General features: G+C 72.9%; 17 protein-coding genes. 12 read left to right on the top strand and 5 right to left on the bottom strand.

The window, feature by feature from the left end; translation table 11 throughout:
• Nucleotides 1-61: 61 nt before the first annotated feature.
• From LO762_RS07020 to LO762_RS07005, 4 genes are all read left to right on the top strand, one after another.
• Nucleotides 62-1096, top strand: a complete 1035-nt coding sequence (locus LO762_RS07020; protein WP_230613375.1) for an AI-2E family transporter — start codon at nucleotides 62-64, stop codon at nucleotides 1094-1096.
• A gap of 156 nt (nucleotides 1097-1252) precedes the next feature.
• The gene (locus LO762_RS07015; RefSeq protein ID WP_230613374.1) at nucleotides 1253-2488 is read left to right on the top strand and encodes a YibE/F family protein; all 1236 of its coding nucleotides are present in this window, start codon (nucleotides 1253-1255) and stop codon (nucleotides 2486-2488) included.
• Nucleotides 2489-2548: 60 nt separating this feature from the next.
• Nucleotides 2549-3451, top strand: a complete 903-nt coding sequence (locus tag LO762_RS07010; RefSeq protein ID WP_230613373.1) for an ABC transporter ATP-binding protein — start codon at nucleotides 2549-2551, stop codon at nucleotides 3449-3451.
• Nucleotides 3448-4608 carry an ABC transporter permease gene (locus tag LO762_RS07005; RefSeq protein WP_230613372.1) on the top strand — a complete coding sequence of 387 codons (1161 nt, stop codon included), beginning with the start codon at nucleotides 3448-3450 and terminating at the stop codon, nucleotides 4606-4608. The genes LO762_RS07010 and LO762_RS07005 overlap by 4 nt, the downstream gene beginning before the upstream one ends.
• A 7-nt stretch (nucleotides 4609-4615) precedes the next feature.
• On the opposite strand, the gene LO762_RS07000 is transcribed toward LO762_RS07005, so the two are convergent.
• Entirely contained in the window at nucleotides 4616-5485 is an 870-nt protein-coding gene (locus LO762_RS07000) for a universal stress protein (protein ID WP_230613371.1), read from the bottom strand.
• Nucleotides 5486-5682: 197 nt separating this feature from the next.
• Between LO762_RS07000 and LO762_RS06995 the strand changes: the two genes are divergently transcribed.
• Nucleotides 5683-5931 carry a type B 50S ribosomal protein L31 gene (locus LO762_RS06995; RefSeq protein ID WP_230613370.1) on the top strand — a complete coding sequence of 83 codons (249 nt, stop codon included), beginning with the start codon at nucleotides 5683-5685 and terminating at the stop codon, nucleotides 5929-5931.
• Nucleotides 5932-6168: 237 nt separating this feature from the next.
• A complete protein-coding gene (locus LO762_RS06990; RefSeq protein WP_230613369.1) occupies nucleotides 6169-6399 on the top strand; it encodes a hypothetical protein in 231 nt (76 codons plus the stop codon).
• Between the two features lie 240 nt (nucleotides 6400-6639).
• Here LO762_RS06990 and LO762_RS06985 read toward each other — a convergent pair whose 3' ends face one another.
• Entirely contained in the window at nucleotides 6640-7365 is a 726-nt protein-coding gene (locus LO762_RS06985) for an ABC transporter permease (RefSeq protein WP_230613368.1), read from the bottom strand.
• Nucleotides 7366-7430: 65 nt separating this feature from the next.
• On the opposite strand from LO762_RS06985, the gene LO762_RS06980 reads away from it, so the two are divergent.
• From LO762_RS06980 to LO762_RS06965, 4 genes are all read left to right on the top strand, one after another.
• Entirely contained in the window at nucleotides 7431-7724 is a 294-nt protein-coding gene (locus LO762_RS06980; protein WP_230613367.1) for a ubiquitin carboxyl-terminal hydrolase 14, read from the top strand.
• 73 nt (nucleotides 7725-7797) lie between these two features.
• Nucleotides 7798-8454 (top strand): TetR/AcrR family transcriptional regulator, encoded by a 657-nt coding sequence (locus LO762_RS06975; RefSeq protein ID WP_230613366.1) that lies wholly within the window; start codon nucleotides 7798-7800, stop codon nucleotides 8452-8454.
• A 155-nt stretch (nucleotides 8455-8609) separates the two neighbouring features.
• Complete coding sequence (locus tag LO762_RS06970) at nucleotides 8610-10277, top strand: FAD-dependent oxidoreductase (protein WP_230613365.1); 1668 nt, start codon at nucleotides 8610-8612, stop codon at nucleotides 10275-10277.
• Nucleotides 10274-11722 (top strand): ATP-binding protein, encoded by a 1449-nt coding sequence (locus LO762_RS06965; RefSeq protein WP_230613364.1) that lies wholly within the window; start codon nucleotides 10274-10276, stop codon nucleotides 11720-11722. Before LO762_RS06970 ends, LO762_RS06965 begins: the two co-directional genes overlap by 4 nt.
• Nucleotides 11723-11959: 237 nt before the next feature.
• On the opposite strand, the gene LO762_RS06960 is transcribed toward LO762_RS06965, so the two are convergent.
• On the bottom strand, nucleotides 11960-13375 hold the full coding sequence (locus LO762_RS06960) for a FadR/GntR family transcriptional regulator (RefSeq protein ID WP_230613363.1): 1416 nt from the start codon (nucleotides 13373-13375) through the stop codon (nucleotides 11960-11962).
• Nucleotides 13376-13579: 204 nt separating this feature from the next.
• Between LO762_RS06960 and LO762_RS06955 the strand changes: the two genes are divergently transcribed.
• Together LO762_RS06955 and LO762_RS06950 are read left to right on the top strand one after the other, a co-directional pair.
• The gene (locus tag LO762_RS06955) at nucleotides 13580-15724 is read left to right on the top strand and encodes an acyl-CoA dehydrogenase (protein WP_230613362.1); all 2145 of its coding nucleotides are present in this window, start codon (nucleotides 13580-13582) and stop codon (nucleotides 15722-15724) included.
• Nucleotides 15725-15817: 93 nt separating this feature from the next.
• Nucleotides 15818-16834: a zinc-binding dehydrogenase gene (locus tag LO762_RS06950; protein WP_230613361.1), complete on the top strand. Its 1017-nt coding sequence runs from the start codon at nucleotides 15818-15820 to the stop codon at nucleotides 16832-16834.
• Nucleotides 16835-16871: 37 nt separating this feature from the next.
• On the opposite strand, the gene LO762_RS06945 is transcribed toward LO762_RS06950, so the two are convergent.
• Entirely contained in the window at nucleotides 16872-17666 is a 795-nt protein-coding gene (locus LO762_RS06945; protein ID WP_230613360.1) for an SAM-dependent methyltransferase, read from the bottom strand.
• Nucleotides 17667-17773: 107 nt separating this feature from the next.
• Entirely contained in the window at nucleotides 17774-19390 is a 1617-nt protein-coding gene (locus LO762_RS33395) for an IclR family transcriptional regulator C-terminal domain-containing protein (RefSeq protein ID WP_308103467.1), read from the bottom strand.
• Nucleotides 19391-19507: the final 117 nt, after the last annotated feature.

Raw genomic sequence — 19507 nt, 5'->3', positions numbered from 1 at the left:
TCCGGTTTGGGTGGGGGTGGGGGGTGGGGAGGTTCGGGGGGTGGGGGATCTTGATCCGCGGTTGCGGGATCGTACGGTGCGGGTGGCGTACCGGGTGCTTGTGGTGGTGCTGGCCGGGGCGGCGGTCTGGGCGGTGTGGCAGGTCAAGACGGTGGCGATCCCCGTCGTCATCGCCGTGCTCATCGCCTCCGTGACGATCCCGCCGACGAACCGGCTGATCCAGCGGGGGATGAGTCCGGCGCTGGCCACGGCCGTCGTCTGGCTGGCGCTCATCCTCGCCGCGACGACCCTGGTGCTGCTGCTCGTGCCGCCGACGGTCAGCGGGTTCGCGCAGCTCGCCGACAGCTTCGAGGCGTTCGTCACCACCCTGCAGGATCTCGCCGGCCGCCTCGGCCTGGACGCGCAGCGCATCGCCGATCTCAACCGGCAGGCCCGCGAGTGGGTGGCCGGGCATTCGGGCAACATCGCGGGCGGCGCCCTCACCGGGGTGATCGCGACGGGCGAGGTGATCGTCGGCGCGGTCCTGGCGTTTGTGCTGGCGATCTACTTCACGCACGGCGGGACACGCCTCGTCGGCTGGTTCGCCGAGCTCGCGCCGCCTTCGGTGCGGGCCCGCATCCATGACGGCGCGGAGGTCGTCTTCGACGTCATGGGGAGGTATGTCCGTGGCGTCGCGATCGTCGGCTTCGTCGACGGCTTCTTCATCGGCCTCTCCCTGTGGATCCTCGGTGTCCCGATCGCGGTGCCCCTGGCGGTTCTGACCTGGATAGGCGCGTTCCTCCCCCTCATCGGCGCGTTCCTGGCGGGGTTCCTCGCCGCGATCGTCGCCTTTGTCGCAAAGGGCTGGGTGGTCGCGCTGATCGTCGTCGCGGTGACGATCGCCGTCCAGCAGCTGGAGGGCCATGTCCTCGCCCCGCAGATCTACGGCAGGGCGCTGGAGCTGCCCGGCGCCGTCATCCTCCTGGTGATCGCGCTCGGCGGCACCCTCGCGGGCATCGCCGGGGCGTTCCTGGCCGCGCCGATCGCCTCGGTGGCCGTCGCGCTGATCCGCCGCCACCGCCGCGAGGCCGACGCCCCGCCGCCGAAGCCGACATGACGCGCCCCGAGGCGCGGTAGCCTGCCGTGACGCGATCGGGCAGGCGTGGTGAGGAGCACGGATGGGCGCAGGGCACCGGCACGGGGCCGACATGACGCGCCCCGAGGCGCGGTAGCCTGCCGTGACGCGATCGGGCAGGCGTGGTGAGGAGCACGGATGGGCGCAGGGCACCGGCACGGGACGGCCGTTCCGGAGGCGCCGGGCACGGTCCGGTGGGCGCTGGCGCTGATCGTCCCGCTCGCCCTGATGACGCTCGCGGCGCTGGTGTGGCTGTGGCCGTCCGGCGCGGCGGACGACGGCCCCGAGACGGGTTCGCTGACCCGCGTCCAGGCGAGCGTGATCGCGGTCAAGCTGGGCCCGTGCCAGAACGCCGCGCCCGAGGCCCCACTGGACCTCGGCGACTCCCCCGCCGCCCAGCCCCCGGATCCGCGCCGCTGCGGCACCGCGACGCTCAAGTTCACCTCCGGCCCGCGCGAGGGCCAGTACGCCACGGTGGCGCTGCCGAGCGGCCCCGGTTCGCACGTCTACGAGCGCGGCGACGACGTCATGGTGATCGAGACGCCGGGCGCGGAGGGCATCGAGCGGTTCCAACTGTCCGACCACGACCGCACCGACCCGCTCTGGATCATCGCCGCCGCGTTCGTGCTGGCGGTCGTCGCGTTCGGCCGCTGGCGTGGCCTGGCGGCGCTGGCCGGGCTGGCGATCACGTTCACGCTGCTGGTGCTGTTCCTGATCCCGGCGATCCTCGACGGCCGTCCGCCGATGCTCGCGGCGATCGTGTGCGCGGCGGCGATCATCCTCACCGTCCTGTACCTGACGCACGGGTTCACCCCGACGGTGACGATCGCCGTCATCGGCACCCTGGCGAGCCTCGCTCTCACCGGCCTGCTTGCGATGGCCGCGATCACGCTGGCGCACCTCAATGGGATCACCGACGAGAGCTCGTTCTACCTGGACCACGATTACGCGATCAACACGCAGGGCCTGCTGCTGGCGAGCATCGTCATCGGTTCGCTGGGCGTGCTGGACGACGTCACGGTCACCCAGTCGGCGACGGTCAAGGAACTGGCGGTGGCGAACCCGGCGTACGGGTTCGGCGAGCTGTACCGGGCGGGCGCGCGGGTCGGCAGGGCGCACATCGCGTCGGTGATCAACACGATCGTGCTGGCGTACGCGGGCGCGTCGCTGCCGCTGCTGCTGCTGTTCCGGATCGGCGACCAGTCGGTGGGCGACGTGCTCACGAACCCGGTCGTCGCGCAGGAGATCGTCCGCAGCGTCGCCGGGACGCTCGGCCTCATCGCGGCGGTGCCCCTCACGACGGCGCTGGCCGCCTGGTCCGCCGCCCGCCAGGACCGGACGCCGACCGTGCCCGCCCCGCGACAGCCTGTCTGAAAATCAGATTTTGGACCATCCGCTTTACAGATGTCGCTTTTACCGGCAAGTTATCCGGATATGGGCGATCTTGAACTCGACAGCGTCACCAAGAGCTACGGTGACCGCCGCGCGCTCGACGGCCTGAGCTTCCGGGTGCGGTCCGGCGAGCTGTTCGGCTTTGTCGGGAGCAACGGCGCAGGCAAGACCACCGCGATGCGGATCATCCTGGGCGTGCTCGCGGCGGACTCCGGGGAGGTCCGCTACGACGGCGCGCCTTTGGACGACTCCGTGCGCAGGACCATCGGGTACATGCCTGAGGAGCGCGGCCTCTACCCGAAGATGAAGGTCCGTGAGCAGTTGGTCTACCTCGCACGGCTCCGGGGGCTGTCGGCCAACGACGCGCGTAAGTCCACCGACGTGTGGCTGGAGCGGCTGGGTGTCGCGGCGCGGGCGGGCGAGGAGGTCCAGAAGCTCAGCCTGGGCAACCAGCAGCGCGTCCAGCTAGCGGCCGCGCTGGTGCACGGCCCGCGCCTGCTGGTGCTGGACGAGCCGTTCTCCGGCCTGGACCCGGTCGCCGTCGACGTGATGAGCGACGTGCTCAGGGAGCGCGCCGCCGAGGGTGCGCCCGTGGTGTTCTCCAGCCACCAGCTCGACCTGGTGGAACGGCTGTGCGACAGGGTCGGGATCGTCCGCGACGGCAGGCTCGTCGCCGACGGCTCCGTCGACGAGCTGCGCTCCGGCGGCGAGGCGAAGCTCGTGTGCCGGGTCGAGGGCGCGGCGCCCGGCTGGGCCGACGCCGTCCCCGGCGTCGTCGCGGAGGGCGACGTGTTCGCGTTGGAGCCCGGCGCGGACGAGCAGGCGCTGCTGCGGGCGGCGCTGGAGGCGGGCCGCGTCACCGAGTTCGCGTGGCGCCGCCCGAGCCTGACCGACCTGTTCCGCGACGTCGTCGCGGGCGAGACCCCGAAGGAGGCGGCGGCGTGAACCCGCTGGCCGAGGTGTGGCTTGTCGCGCGGCGCGAGCTGGCGCGGATCAGGTCCCGGATGTTCGTCGTCGTCACCGCGCTGATGATGGTCCTGGTCGCGGGCCTGCTGGTGCTGGCGAAGCTGCTGGGCGGCTCGTCCGCGCAGGACGTCGGGTTCGTCAGCGCGGAGACGGCGCGGCTGGTGACGTCGGTGTCGCCCGAGGGGTCGATCGAGGCTGTCACCGTGCCTTCGCGGGCCGAAGGCGAGCGGCGGGTGCGGGACGGCGACCTTGACGCGCTTGTCCTGGACGCCCCTCTGCGTCTTGTGGTGAAGTCCTCCGCTGACGACACGCTGCGCGTCACGCTCGTGGCGCTGGCCCGTCAGGCGGCGCTGGACGCGGAGCTGGCCCGCGCCGACGTCGATCCGGGCCCGCTGCACGCGGCGGTGGCAGCGGCCGACGTGCCTGTGGTGTCGCTGGAGGGCGCGGAGGACGGGCTGGAGAAGCGGCTCGCCCTGTCCATCGGTATGGCGGTGATCCTGTTCATCGTGCTCCAGACGTCCGGCCTCCTCGTCGCCCAGGGGGTGGTGGAGGAGAAGGCGAGCCGTGTGGTGGAGCTGCTGCTGAGCGCGGTGCGGCCGTGGCGGCTGATGGCGGGCAAGGTGGTCGGGCTCGGGATCGTCGGGCTCCTCCAGATGGGCCTGGTGATCGCGGCGGGCGTGGTCGCGCAGGTCGCGACCGGCGCGTTCGACCTGTCCACCGGCGACGTGCTGGGCACCGCCGCCTGGTCGATCGTCTGGTTCCTGGTCGGTTACGCGATCTACTCGCTGCTGTACGCGGCGGCGGCGACGACGGTGTCGCGGCAGGAGGAGATCGGCGGGGTGACCGCGCCGATCCAGATCCTCCTGATCCTTGCCTACATGATGGCCTTTGTCCTGCTGCCCGCCGATCCGCACGGCACCGCCGCCCGCGCCGCCTCCTACCTGCCGTTCTTCTCGCCGATCCTCATGCCGGTCCGCGACGTGCTGGGCGCCGCCTGGTGGGAGCAGCTCGCCGCGCTCGTGCCCGCGCTGCTGACGATCGCGCTGCTGGTGTGGGTGTCGGGCCGGGTCTACCGACACTCGGTCCTGCACACCGGCGGCCGGATCGCGTTCAAGGACGCGTTCCGGGGCCGCTAGGCGCCGCTCAGGGGTTCGGCACGACGGCCACGGGGCAGCGCGCCCGGTGCAGCAGCGCGTGGCTGACCGAGCCGAGCAGCAGCCCGGCGAACCCGCCCCGGCCACGGGTGCCGACGACGAGCAGGCCCGCGCCCTCCGACATGCCCGCGAGGGCGTGGGCAGCCTTGCCGTGCACGACGCTGCGCGTGACCTCGACGTCCGGGTACTTCTCCTGCCATCCGGCGAGCGCCTCGGCGAGCACCCGCTCCTCGTCCTCTCCTACGATCTCGCTGTCGTAGACGACGGGCAGTATGTCGCCCGGGTATGTCGCCACCGGGTGCAGCCAGGCATGGACGGCGTGGACGCGGACTCCCCTACGCGCGGCCTCCTCGAACGCGAACGCGAGCGCCGCCTGTGCGGTCTCCCCGGTGTCGACGCCTACGACGATCTCCTCGCCGTTCGCCTTGTGCACCGCCGAGATCACCGGGCAACGCGCGTGTGAGGCGACCTGGAGCGACACCGAGCCGAGCGCGACGGCGGCGGCCCGGCCCAGGCCACGGCCGCCGAGCACAAGGAGGTCGGCGTGCTCGCTCTCCCCGGTCAGGACCTTGGCCGCCGCCCCGCCCAGCAGGGCCCGTTCGATGACGACGTCGGGGGCGATCTCCCGCGCCCGCGCCGCCGCCTTGTCGAGGGTCTGGTCACAGCCCTCGAACATCCAGGCCCGTACCTCGGCCAACGCCGCGTCGTCTTCGAGCACCCAGGGGGCGACGACCGAGACGATCCGTAGGTCACGTCCGTACCGTGCCGCCTGCCGAGCGGCGAGTTCCACCGCGTCGAAGGCGGGCTCGAGCCCGTCGACGCCGACCACGACCCTGTTCCGACCCTTGATCTCCGTCATGTCTCGAAGGTAGATCGTCGAGGGGCCGTCCGTCTGCGGCCCTAGGTCCCGGACGGCGTGGCGTTGGCCCCGGAGCCGGGAATGGCGGGCCGTCCCGTCGTGTTGTCGGGGGCGTGGGCGGGGTCCGGGACGATAATCGTCCCCGTCGGGGCCCCGACCGCGCGGGCACACCCGGCTACGGAGAGGAGCGGTGACCCATGAGGAAGGACATCCATCCGGCTTACGGTCCGGTGGTCTTCCGCGACAAGAGCGTCGATTTCGCTTTCCTGACGCGTTCGACGGCGACCAGCGACAAGACGATCGAGTGGACGGACGGGAAGACCTACCCCGTCATCGACGTGGACGTCTCGTCGGCGAGCCACCCGTTCTACACGGGACGTGGCCGCACGATCGACACGGCGGGCCGGATCGAGCAGTTCCAGCGCCGGTACGGCAAGCGGAAGTAAACGCGGGGAAACGCGCGCGGAAGGGGCGGGCCCGGAACGGGGTTCCGCCCCTTCGCCGTGTCCTGACCTTTTTCCAGGGTTTTCCGGGGTTTTCGGGGGTATTCGGGACCACGGATGGTGACGGGCGCCACGGGCAGTCCCAAGCGTCGGCAATGAATCGCCAATCCCCCCTCTTTCACCCCAAATAGCGACATAAGTTGGGGGTGTCGGAAAAAAGAAGTGAGAGGAAACCCCACCATGAAGGTCATGCCGCTGGTCGCCGCCGCGACCCTCGCCCTCAGCGGACTCGCCGCCCCCGCCGCCGTCGCCTCCACCGCCGCCCAGGCCGACTGCCGCACCTACTCCAGCGTCTCGGTCTGCGGCACCCTCAACCTCACCCAGCAGCAGGAACAGTGCGTCACCACCTCCGTCGCGCAGGGCATGACCGAGCGCCGCGCCGAGGTCGAGTGCACCGCCTTCGGCTCCTGATGCGGCGCCGGGAGCACGCCGCAAGCCCCCGCCGAAGACCCACCGCACGACCGCCGACGAGCGCGCCCAGCACACCGCTGGGCGCGCTCTTCGTTTTCCCCGAGCTTTAACGCGGCGCGCCTCCCCATTGACTGCGGGACGTCCGGCCCTAGTGTGCCGTGACCCAGGTCCCGGAATTCACGGTTACTTTCGGCAGTGACTTTTCCCGGCCATCAAGCACACGATGACGGCGCTTTCCGATCACTTTCCGGCGGCGCGGACGACGAACTCGGTCGTCAGGGCCACAGCCACCGTCTGGACGGCCAGCAGCGCCACGAGCACGACCATCTGCACGATCGCCGCCTGGGTCGGGCTGGCCCCGCCCAGCAGCATCCCGACGAACGCGCCCGGCAGCGTCACCAGGCCGACCGTGCGGGTCTGGTCGAGCGCGGGGATCAGGGAGGTCGAGGCGGCCGGACGGCACACCTCAAGGGCCGCCTGGCGGTCGGAGAAGCCCAGCGCGAGCGCGGCCTCCACCTCGCCGCGCCGCGTCTCCAGCTCGTCCGTGCAGCGCCGTCCGGCGAGCGCGGTGACGGTCATCGCGCCGCCCACCAGGATCCCGGCGACCGGGATCAGCGCGAGCCCGTGCGGCGGCACGAGGCCCGTCCCGACCAGCAGCAGGAGGACCGGCACCGTCCCGCCGACGACCGGCAGGACCGCCCACCGGGCCCGGCGCAGCCGCGACGCGGCCGTCCAGCCCGCCACCGCGTACATCGCGGCGATGAACAGGAGCGTCGCCCACAGGCGCGTCGCCACCTGGGTGATCACCAGGGCGACCGCGCCGAGCTGGAGGCCCGCCCGCACCCCGGCGGTGACGACCGCCCAGCCGTGCCCGAGCCTGGCGAGCCCGGCGACGGCGGCGCCCGCGAGGACCAGGCCGACGACGACCGCGTAGAGCGTCGGCCCGGGGGTGAAGAGCGTGGTCACTGATCGTCACCTACCCTCAAGGACCGCCGGTGACCGCCCGCACACACCGTGCGTATGATCGTTTTATGGGAGAGACCTGCACACACCTGGCGGAGATCAAGGGTGACGCCCGGCCTTCGGCCGACGGCTGTGAGGACTGCCTGCGGATCGGGGGAACCTGGGTGCATCTGCGGATGTGCCGGACCTGCGGGCACGTCGGCTGCTGTGACTCCTCGCCTGCCAAGCACGCCACCGCGCACTTCCACGGCACCGGGCACCCCATCGTCAGCTCGTTCGAGCCGGGCGAGAACTGGCTGTGGTGCTATCAGGACGAAGCGGGCTTCCGCCTGGACGGGCTCGAGGACTTCTCGCACACCTGAGAGCCTCTCAGGCCGGGGCCGGCCGCGCGCCGAGGCCCGGCGCGCGGGGCACCGGGGTGGGTACCCTCGGTTTGTGGCTTCTCGTGACGAAATCGCGGATGCGGCCCCGGCGCGTCCGGGAGGCCGTGGCGGGCCCGGACGTCCCCGCAGGTACGGTGAGGCCGAGGAGCTCGAACTCATCTTCAAGGCGGCGTTCCGCGCCGTCGAGCGCAAGGGCTACCCCGAGGTCACCGTCGCGGACGTGCTGAGTGAGGCGGGGGTCGCGCGGCGGTCGTTCTACCGGCACTTCGACTCCAAGGACGAGCTGATCACCGCGATGATCCGGCGCGAGGCCGAGCTGTTCTCGGCGGCGGTGACGGCGGCGGTGCGGGCCGCGCCGGAGCCGGGGGCGGCGCTTCTGGTGTGGGTGGACGAGATCCTCGCGCTGGCGTTCAGCCCGCCCAGGGCCCGGCGCGCGCGGGTGTTCGCCGCTTCGTCGGTCCCGCACCCGCCGGAGGAGGCGCAGCGGACGTACGGGCCGCTCGTGGCGCTGCTCGCCGAGACGCTGCGGGCGGGCGTCGCGGGCGGTGTGTTCGTCTCGCCCCGGCCGGATGCCGACGCCCGGCTCATCAGCGCCGCCACCTGGGAGACGCTGGGGCTCGTCCGCCGCGAGTTCGACGAGGAGGTCCGGCAACGGATGCGCACCGACCTGCTTTCGTTCGTCCGCCGCGCGCTCGCCTTCGCGCCCTGACGCCCGCCGTTTACCCGCCCTTGGAAAACGCGGAAGACCGGGCGGACGGACGGCACGTATGATCGTTTTAGGGGACAGATCACGCACGCCTGGCCCCGGACTTCGAGGCCGAGGCGGGCCCTCCGCCTCGACGGACTGGAGGGCGTCTCCCACTCATGAGCGACGAAGCGCGTCCCGTTTTGCTGTCGGTCGACGATGATCCGTCCGTCTCCCGGGCGGTGGCCCGCGACCTGCGCCGCAAGTACGGCAGGGAGTACCGGGTGATGCGGGCGGAGACCCCGGCGGCGGGGCTTGAGGCGCTCAAGGAGCTGAAGCTGCGGGGCGCGCGGGTCGCGGTGATCCTCGCCGACTACCGGATGCCGGACATGTCGGGCATCGAGTTCCTGGAGGCGGCGATGGACATCTATCCGCGCGCCCGCCGCGCCCTGCTCACCGCCTACGCCGACACCGACGCCGCCATCGCCGCGATCAACGTGGTGGACGTCGACCACTACCTGCTCAAGCCGTGGGACCCGCCGGAGGAGAAGCTCTACCCGGTGGTGGACGCCATGGTCGACTCCTACCTGGGCGAACCGGACGTCGCCATCGGCGAGACCAAGGTGATCGGGCACCGCTGGTCGCCGCCGTCGTTCGAGGTGCGGGACTTCCTCGCGCGCAACGCCGTCCCCTACCACTGGTTCCAGATCGACGAGCCCGAGGCGGCACGGCTCCTCCAGGCCGCTGATCTGGACGCCGCGGCCGACCTGCCGGTGGTCGTCACCCCGGACGGGTCGGCGCTCGTCGCGCCGTCCACGAGCGCGCTGGCGGCCGCGGTGGGCCTCGCCACGGCGCCCGAGACGGACCTCTACGACCTCGTCGTCGTGGGCGGCGGTCCGGCCGGGCTCGGCGCCGCCGTGTACGGGGCGTCGGAGGGGCTGCGGACGCTGCTGGTCGAGCGGCACGCCACCGGCGGACAGGCCGGGCAGTCCTCGCGGATCGAGAACTACCTGGGCTTTCCGGACGGGGTGTCCGGCGGGCAGCTCACCGACCGGGCGCGCCGCCAGGCCGTCAAGTTCGGCACCGAGATCCTCACCACCTGCGACGTCACCGGGCTGCGCGCCAACGGGCCCGCGCGCGTGCTCACCTTCGGCGACGGCCGCGAGGTCACCGCGCACACCGTGATCATCGCGACCGGTGTGCAGTACCGGGAGCTGGACGCGCCCGGCGTCGCGCGGCTCACCGGGCGCGGCGTCTACTACGGCTCCGCCATGACCGAGGCGGCGGCCTGCGAGGGCGACGACGTGTACATCGTCGGCGGGGCGAACTCCGCGGGGCAGGCCGCCGTGTTCTTCGCGCGGGTCGCCAAGTCCGTCACCCTCGTGGTGCGGGGGCGGGCGCTGGAGGACAGCATGTCCCACTACCTCATCGAGCAGCTCGCCGCGCTCGGCAACGTGCGCGTCCGGCTGGAGACGCGGGTCGCCGAGGCGCACGGCGAGGAGGGCCTGGAAGGGCTCACCCTCTGCTCGGCCGACGGGAACACCGAGCGGGTACCGGCGAGCCACCTGTTCGTCTTCATCGGCGCGCTCCCGCACACCGAATGGCTCGCCGACGTCCTGGAGCGGGACGAGCACGGCTTCGTTAGGACCGGCCCCGGACTCGTCGTGGACGGCAGGACGCCGCGCGGCTGGCCCCTGGACCGCGACCCCTGGCTGCTGGAATCGAGCCTGCCCGGTGTCTTCGTGGCGGGCGACGTGCGGTCGGATTCCATCAAGCGGGTCGCCTCCGCCGTCGGGGACGGCGCGATGGCCGTCTCGCTGGCGCACCGGTACCTGGGGTCGGCATGAGCATCGACGAGCGCGACGGCACCCTCGGCCCCGACGAGCTGCGCGGGCTGTTCCTCTTCGAGGCGCTCACCGACGAGCAGCTCACCTGGCTCGCCGAACGCGGCTGGACGGCCTCCGTGCCCGCCGAGACCGTCGCGTTGGCCGAGGGCGAGCCCGGCGAGTACCTCGTCATCCTCCTGGAGGGCACGCTCGCGCTCAGCCGCCGCATCGGCGTGGACGAGGTCGAGACGGGCCGGACGAACCAGGTAGGCGTCTACGCGGGCGCCGTCCGCTCCTACGTGGACACAGGCACGGACACCGACACGATGGCGCCCTATCCGGCCACCGTGAAGGCGTGCTCCGCGTGCCGCTTCTTCGTGCTGCCCAGCGGCGACTTCGCCTGGCTGATGCGCACCTGGTTCCCGATGGCGACGCACCTGCTGGAGGGCCTGTTCCTCGGGCTCACCAGCTCCCAGCAGATCGTCAACCAGCGGCAGCAGCTCCTGGCGCTCGGCCAGCTCAGCGCGGGCCTCACCCACGAGCTCAACAACCCAGCGGCGGCCGCCGTACGGGCGACGGCGCGGCTGCGGGAGCGGGTGGAGGGCATCCGGCACAAGCTGGCGATGCTGGCCCACCACCAGATCGACCCGCGTGCCCTGACGCTGCTCGTGGACGTGCAGGAGGAGGCCGTCCAGAGCATCGCCAAGGCGCCGAAGCTGAGCGCGGTCGAGGAGTCCGAGCGGGAGGACGAGGTCACCGACTGGCTCGAAGAACGCGAGTGCGGCGACGGGTGGGAGATCGCGCCCGTGTTCGTCGCGTCAGGGCTGGACACCGAGTTCCTCGACAAGGTCGCCGCCGACGCCCCGCCGGAACTCCTGAACGGGGTGCTTCGGTGGCTCGCCTACACGCTGGAGTCCGAGCTGCTCATCGGGGAGATCACCGACTCCGTCACCCGGATGTCCACGCTCGTGCAGGCGGCCAAGCAGTACTCGCACATGGACAGGTCGCCGTTCGAGCGGACCGACCTCCACGCGGGCCTGGAGAGCACGCTGGTGATGCTGGCGCCCAAGCTGCGCGGGCTCGATGTCGTCAAGGACTTCGACACCTCGATGCCCCGGGTGCCCGCCTACGCGGCCGAGCTGAACCAGGTGTACACGAACCTCATCGACAACGCGGTGCACGCCATGGACGGCTCGGGCACGCTCACCCTGCACACGTCGCACGACGCCCGTGACGCGCACATCGAGATCCGCGACACCGGGCCGGGCATCCCTGAGGCCATCCGCTCCCGGATCTTCGAGCCGTTCTTCACCACCAAGCCCGTAGGCCAGGGCACCGGCCTCGGCCTGGACATCTCCTACCGCATCGTCGTCGGCCGCCACGGCGGCGACCTCACCGTCACCTCCACCCCCGGCGACACCCGCTTCCACCTGCGCCTCCCGCTCACCGAACGCCCACCCGCCTGACGGCCCCGGCCGTCACCGCCGTACCGGACCACCCCCGCGAAGCCCGGCCAACGCCCGACCGGCGGGAAACAAGCCCAGGGAAGCGCGGCCGCGCGCGACACCACCACCCGCGAAGCCCGGCCGACACCTGACCCGGCGGGAAACAAGGTCGGGGAAGCGCGGCGGCGTGTGAGACCGCCGCCTGCGGAGCCGCGGCCCGTGCCTCCTGGGCCGTTCGTGTGCCGGGGGAGCGCGGGGTCAGGGGAGGCGGGCGAAGCCCTTGGTGAGGGAGCGGCGGAGGCGGAGGCGGGCCAGGGAGGGGTCGTCGGCGAGGACGGCGGCGGCGACGCGGGCGTTGGCCAGGCGGGTCCAGTGGGCGAGGGCGGCGGGGTCGAGGGGCACCCCGGCCTCGCGGAGGTGCCGGGCGGACAGTTCGGTGACGATGTGGAGGAACAGGGTCAGAACCGGGTTGCCCGCCAGGACGGCGAACTCGGCGAACGCGTCACGGCCGGGCGGCGGCGCGCCGGTTCTGTCAGAGGCGGCGGCTAGGGTCCTGAGCCGTGCGGAGACCTCGGGCTCGTGGCGGCGGGCGAGGATGAGGTCGAGGCAGCCGAGTTCGATGGCTTCGCGGACGGTGTGGAGGTCGGTACGCGTGGATTCACGGTAGTCGAGGTAGAGGGCGGTCATCTCGATGGCGGCCGAGGGTTCGGGCTCGGTGACGACGAGCCCGCCGGAGGGTCCCCGGCGCATCACGGCGACGGCGTGGTGCTCCAGGATGCGCACGGCCTCCCGGAACACGGCGCGGCTCACCCCGTGCCGGGCGAGCAGTTCGGTCTCGGTGCCGAGCAGCTCCCCGACGGGCCAGCCCCGACGCACCACCTCGTTGTGGACGCGGACGGCCAGCGCCTCGCCGAGCTTGGCGCCCTCCGGCTCCGGCATCGGCGTGCCGTGCCGCAGCACGCCCGTCGGGTGCGCGGCGGTGTAACGGGCGAGCCCGTCCAGGTACCGGGTGGCGGCCGCGCGCGCCGCGTGCGCGTCGCCCGCCGCGACGGTCTCCGCGATCGCGCGGCGGCCGTGCTCGACGGACTCGCCGAGCGGCGTCTCATGGCCGGGCAGCCCGCTCAGATACCGGGCGTACCGGTCGGTCAGCTCGATCAGGACGGAGAGGAGGAGGCGCAGCACGGGATTGCCTGAGAGTTCACCGAGCGTCGCGTGGAAGACGTCCATCGCGGGGATGTCGGCGGGCCGTCCCGGCACGTGGCCGGGCGGCAGCACCAGCGCGCGCAGCCGGGGCACGTCCGCCTCGGTGACGCGCAGCGCGGCGTCGGCGGCGGCCAGCGGCTCCAGCAGCAGCCGGGCCGTGACGAGGTCGGCGACACGGGTGCCGCCGTGCTCCAGGTACAGGATGATCGCGCGGGTCGCGGGTCCGTGGTCGGGCGCGGTGACGAACAGGCCGCCGCCGTTCCCGCGCCGCATCCGCGCCGCTCTGTGGTGTTCGACCAGCACCAGCGCCTCGCGCAGCACCGAGCGGCTCACCTCGAACCGGCGGCGCAGGTCCTCCTCTGAGCCGAGCGACGCGCCGACCGGCCATCCGTCCCTGGCGATCTCCCGCTCGATCCGGCGCGCGGTGCGCAGCGCGAGCTTCGCCTCCTCGGCGCGCTGCGGATACGGCACGGCTGGCGGCTCCCCCGGTGGACGACGCCGCATGCTACCGCGCCGCCCCGCGCCCGGCGGGCCGCGCGGCCACGTCGTGCGCCTTCATCCGGCCTCCTCGCTCCGACGCTAAGAGTATAAGGAAACCCGTGGGCCATGCCCGAGAAAGGCAGTTCCGTGGCCGATCTCTAGGAGATCTGGGTCATAGGGGTTAAGGTTCGGGCTATGGCGATCGGGATTTCGGAAGAGCACAGGGCGCTGGCGGAGACGGCCGCCGACTTTCTGCGGCGGCGGGACGCGCTGGGCGCCGCGCGCGGGCTGCTGGACGCGCCGGACGAGCGGCCGCCCGCGTTCTGGCCGGAGCTGAGCGGGCTGGGCTGGCCGGGGCTGCACCTGCCGGAGGCGTACGGCGGCGCCGGGTTCGGGCTGGGCGAACTCGTCGTCGTCATCGAGGAGCTGGGCCGGGCGGTGGCGCCGGGGCCATTCGTGCCTACGGCCGTCGTGAGCGCGTTCCTGGCTGAGGCGGCCCCGGAGGAGCTGAAGGCCGAACTGCTGCCTGGGTTCGCCGAAGGCACGCTGTTCGGGGCGGCCGCGCTCGACGGCGCCGTCACGATCGTCGAAGGCAGGGCGGAGGGCGACGCGGGCGCGGCGATCGGCGGCGGGCTCGCGCACGTGCTGCTGGTCGCGGCGGGTGAGGACGTCGCCGTCGTCAGGGCGGACGCGCCGGGCGTCACCGTCGAGGCGCCGCCGAACCTCGACCCGACGCGCCGCACCGCGCGGATCACCCTGCGCGGCGCGCGGGTGGTCGTCCTCCCCGGCGGCCGTGCCGCGCTGCTCGACCTCGCCCGCGTCCTGTTCGCGGCCGAGGCGACCGGCCTGGCGCGGGCCTGCACGGAGGCCGCCGCCGCTTACGCGAAGATCAGGGTCCAGTTCGGCAGGCCGATCGCGACGTTCCAGGCGGTCAAGCACCACTGCGCGAACATGCTCGTCGCCGCCGAGATGGCGACGGCGGCGGTGTGGGACGCGGCGCGCGCCACGGAGCCCGCCGAGCGCTCCTACACCGCGGCGATGGCCGCCGCGCTCGCGCTGCCCGCAGCTCAGCGCAACGGACAGCTGAACATGCAGGTCCACGGCGGCATCGGCTTCACCTGGGAGCACGACGCCCACCTGTACATCCGCCGTGCCGAGACGTTGGCGGCCGTCCTGTCTCCCGACGCCGCCGCGGCCGACGTCACCGCGCACTCCCGCGCGGGCGTCACACGGACGAGGACGGTCGAGCTGCCCGCCGCGGCCGAGGTGTTCCGGGCGGAGATACGCGCCTTCGCCGACAAGGTGAAGGACCTCGACGAGGAGGCCCGTAGGGCGGCGATGGTGGACGAGGGCTACGCGGTGCCGCACTGGCGGCTGCCGTGGGGCCGGAACGCCAAGGCGGTCGAACAGCTCGTCATCGAGGAGGAGTTCAAGGCGGCGGGCCTGCGCAAGCCCGCTTACGGCATTACCGGCTGGGTCCTGCTGACGCTCGCGCAGCACGCCACAGAAGAGCAGATCGCGCGCTGGATCAGGCCGGGCCTGCTCCAGGAGGTCCTCTGGTGCCAGCTGTTCAGCGAGCCGGACGCGGGCTCGGACGCGGCGGGCGTCAGGACCCGCGCGGTCCGTACCGACGGCGGCTGGATCCTCAACGGCCAGAAGGTGTGGACGAGCGGCGCCCACCAGGCCGCCTACGGCCTCGCGACGGTCCGCACCGACCCGGCCGCGCCCAAGCACCAGGGCATCACCACCGTCGTCATCGACATGAACGCGCCGGGCGTGCGGGTCCGGCCGCTACGGCAGGCGACGGGCGGCGCGGACTTCAACGAGGTCTTCTTCACCGACGTCTTTGTGCCGGACGCCGACGTGGTCGGCCCGGTGCACGCGGGCTGGACCGTCGCGCGGGCCACGCTCGGCAACGAGAGCGTCAGCATCGGCGGCCAGAGCGGCATGTCGGTGCCGCACCGGGTGCTGCTCGCCGCGTTCGACGCGCACCCCGGGCGGCTCGACGGCGGGGCCGCGAGGCTCGGCCGCCACCTCGCGGCCGACGAGGCGATCCGCGCGATGAACCTGCGGACGGCCCACCGCGCCGTCACGGGGGGCGGTCCGGGGCCCGAGGGGAACGTCGCCAAGCTCGTCATGACCGAGAACGGGCACGAGGCGTCGGCGATCCTCGCGGCGCTCGGCGGCCCCGACACGGCCTTCGCGGGCGGCGACGCGCTGACCTCCGGGCTCGTCCTGTGGCACCGCGCCATGGCCATCGCCGGGGGCACCTCGGAGATCAAGCGCAACCAGATCGCCGAGCGCATCCTCGGCCTGCCCCGCGACCCGCTCATCAGGTAGCGCGCGGGTGGCGAGGGCCGCTCCGGATTCTGTCAGAGGGTGATCTTACGATGACGGGGTGGGGCGAGCGGCGCCCCGGAGACGGGGGCGGCCATGGCCGGAAAGATGCTCGCGGGGCGGCTGAACGTGGCGACGCGGGAGTTCGAGGTGGTCGAGGTGCCGGTGCCCGAGCCGGGCCCCGGCGAGGTGCTGGTGAAGGTGGCGGCGGCCGGGGTGTGCCTGTCGGACGTACACCTGATCGACGGCATCTTGAAGCCGCTCTACCTGAAGGGCGACACGGTGACGCTCGGGCACGAGGTCGCCGGCACGGTGCACGCGCTCGGTCCGGGCGTGACGGGGGCGGCGCCCGGCGATCGCGTCATCCTCCAGGCGGGCGAGCGGACGCCGGAGGGGGTCGTGCTCACACGCGGCGCCGATTACGACGGCGGCTGGGCCGAGTACTGCCTTGCCACCGTCGGGAGCCTCGTCCCGCTCCCCGACGAGCTGTCCTTCGAGCAGGCGTGCTTCATTCCGGACGCCGTCTCCACACCCTGGGCCGCGATCACCGCGACCGCGCGGACGCTGCCCGCCGAGGCGGTCGGCGTGTGGGGCGTCGGCGGGCTCGGCGCGCACGGCGTCCAGCTACTCCGCACGATCGGCGCCTACCCGATCGTCGCCGCCGATCCGCTGCCCGCCGCCCGCGACCGCGCCCTCGCGTTCGGCGCCGACCTCGCGCTCGACCCGGGCGATCCGGAGTTCCGGGACAAGGTGCGGGCGGCCACCGGCGGGCGCGGCCTCGACGTCGCGTTCGACTTCGCCGGGGCCGCCGCGGTCCGGGAGCAGGCGGCCAAGGTGCTCGCGCCGGAGGGCAGGCTCGTGCTCGTCGGCCTCACCGACAAGCCGCTCACCCTCACCCACGGCACCCTGTTCAGCTACCTGCGCCAGCAGATCCGCGGCCACTACGGCGCCGAGCCCGAGCACGTCACGCAGCTCGTCGCCCTGGTGGAGGGCGGACGGCTGGATTTCAGCCGCTCGGTCAGCGGCACCTTCCCGCTGCGCGACGCCGTCAAGGCGGTGGACGCCCTGGAACGCAAGGAGGGCAACCCGATCCGGCTCATCCTGCTGCCGTGAAGAGCCGCGCGGCGGAGCGGAATCCCGGGGGCGGGGGTCAGGGCTTGCGGGCGACGCCGCAGAACTCGTCGATCTCCTCGGGGGCGCCGAGGTCGGAGTCCTCGGGCTTCCACAGCGGGCAGGAGACGACGCCGGGGGGCAGCAGCTCCAGGCCCTCGAAGAACGACTCAAGCTGGGCCGGGCTGCGCAGCACGTAAGGCGGCTCGGCGGAGCGGTTCCAGATCTCGATCGCCTCCGCCGACGCGGGGTCGATGACATTGGTCGCGTCGTAGAGCGCCAGGTAGCTGCCGCTCGGCAGGTCGGCGAGGAGGCGGGTGACGATCGACCTGGCCTCCGCGTCCTCGGTGATGTGGCCGAGGATGCCCATGAGGAGCAGCGCGATGGGCTTGTCGAAGTCGAGGGTCTCGCGGGCCTGCTCGATGATCTTCTCGGGTTCGCGCAGGTCGGCGTTCAGGTAGGCCGTCCTGCCCTCGGGGGTGCCGGTGAGCAGGGCGCGCGCGTGGGTGAGCACGAGCGGGTCGTTGTCCACGTAGACGACGCGCGCGGTGGGCACCGCCCGCTGCGCCACCTGGTGCGTGTTGTCGGCGGTCGGCAGCCCGGTGCCGACGTCGAGGAACTGGGTGACCCCGAGGTCGGCGGCCAGGTGGTGGACGGCCCGCTGCAGGAACTGGCGGGTGGCGCGGGCGAACAGCGCCATGTTCGGGAGCACCTTGAGGATGTCCTCGCCGACCTGCCGGTCCACGGCGAAGTTGTCCTTGCCGCCGAGCCAGTAGTTCCAGATGCGCGCGGTCTGCGGGATGTCGGGGTTCAGCTCTGGTGTCTCGTTCGTCACGGGTGACAGCCTCGCTCGTCGATCGTCGGGATTCTCGGAATCATCCAACTACCGATGATCGCCTACGGAGCGCGCTTTGTGGAATCCGTCAGGATTTCTGCCGAACTTCAGGGTGATACGGGCATGACACCGGACACGGCGAGGTCGGCTTCCAGCGCGGAGGCCGTCTCCCGCAGGGCCGGAAGCAGCCGTGCGGCCGTCTCCGCGGCGTCGCCGGGCCCCGCGTGGGCGGCGACGTTGAGGGCGGCCACCACGCGCCCCGAGCGGCCCCTGACGGGCACCGCGACCGACCGCAGCCCCTCCTCCAGCTCCTGGTCGACGAGGGCGTGTCCGTCGCGTCCCGCGGCCTCCACGAGGGCGCGCAGTTCGGCCGGGTCCACCCGGGTGTGCGGGGTGAGCGGCGCGGGCGCGGCGGCGGCGAGCGCGGCGGCGCGCTCGGCGGGCGGCAGCGCGGCGAGCAGGACCCTGCCCATGGACGTGGCGTAGGCGGGGAACCGGGTCCCGACGCTGATGGCCACCCGCATGATCTTGCTCGCCGGGACACGGGCGACATACCGGATGTCGGGGCCGTCCAGGACGGCGAGGGACGCCGAGTCGTGCACCCGGTCGACCAGCGCGCGCAGGTGGGGCCGCACGACGTCGTCAAAAGAGAGCGTGCTGAGGGTGGCGTACCCCAGGTCGAGCACCTTGGGTCGCAGGACGTAGCGCCGCCCTTCGGCCGCCGCGTAGCCGAGCGCCTCCAGCGCCAGCAGCGCGCGCCGGGTCGTCGCGCGCGGCTGCCCGGTGGCCTCGGCCGCCTCCGTGATCGTCGCGCCGCCGGGCCTTCCGAGCGCGACGAGGACGGCGAGGCCCCGGTCCAGCGACTGGAGGAAGCCGGGGCCGAGTTCGCGCTTGGCCGCGCGGCTGCGGTCCTCGCCCGCCGTCCGCCCGCCGGGCGGCAGGGGCTGCCGGAGCGCCTCCTCCATCCGGGTGACGGCCCCGCCGATGGCGTCGCGGGCGTGCGCCCACAGCGAGGCGACGTTGTGCCTGCTGGTGTGGCTGACGACGCTGAGCGCGCAGACCACCTCCCCCGACGGGCCGCGCACCGGCACCGCGACGGCGACGAGGCCGGGTTCGATGAGCTGGTCGTCGGCCGCCCACCCCCGCGCGGCGGCCTCCGCGACGCGTTCACGGAACGCGGAGGGGTCGGCCGGACGGGCGGGCACGGAGTAGCGGGCGCTTTGCTTCTCGCCCTGTTCCGTGCCCACTAGCCGACGGCTGAAGGCGGCCCACCTGGGCGCGTCCCAGGAGTCGGCGAACAGGGGGCCGGGCGCGCACAGTTCGGCGGGCAGCAGGTCGCCGACCCGGAACGCCACCGACATGGCGCGCCGCCGGGGCGACTGGACGACGAACCGCGCCCCGTCCCCGTCCGGGACGGCGAGCGAGACGGACTCGTCGAGCTCGTCGGCGAGCGCGGTGGCCAGCGGCGCGAGGGGCGCGGCCAGGCCGGAGCAGGCGAGGTAGGCGTCGCCGAGTTCCATGAGGCGCGGCGCGGCCACCACCTCGCGTCCGGCCCAGCGCAGGTAGCCGCGCTCCACGAGGGTGCCGACGACCCTGTCGACCGTCGAGCGGACCAGCCCGGTGGCCTTCACGAGGTCGGCGGGCCGCTGCGGCTCGCCGTCCGCGCCGAGCGCGCCGAGCACCTCAAGTCCGCGCTCCAGCGGCCCCGTCACCGCCGCGTCCATCGTTCCTCCTCGTATCGCCGCACACAGTACCGACCGGTCCTGGCCTTGACAGGGCGGGACGGGTCGGCGCACACTGACCGCCGCCAATTATGAACTAAAGTTCACCAGGCGAACAAC

The organism is Actinocorallia sp. API 0066, from assembly GCF_020991275.1.
GTDB lineage: Bacteria > Actinomycetota > Actinomycetes > Streptosporangiales > Streptosporangiaceae > Actinocorallia.
The sequence above is the reverse complement of the archived record's forward strand: the minus strand, read 5'-3'. Positions and strand labels throughout refer to the sequence as shown.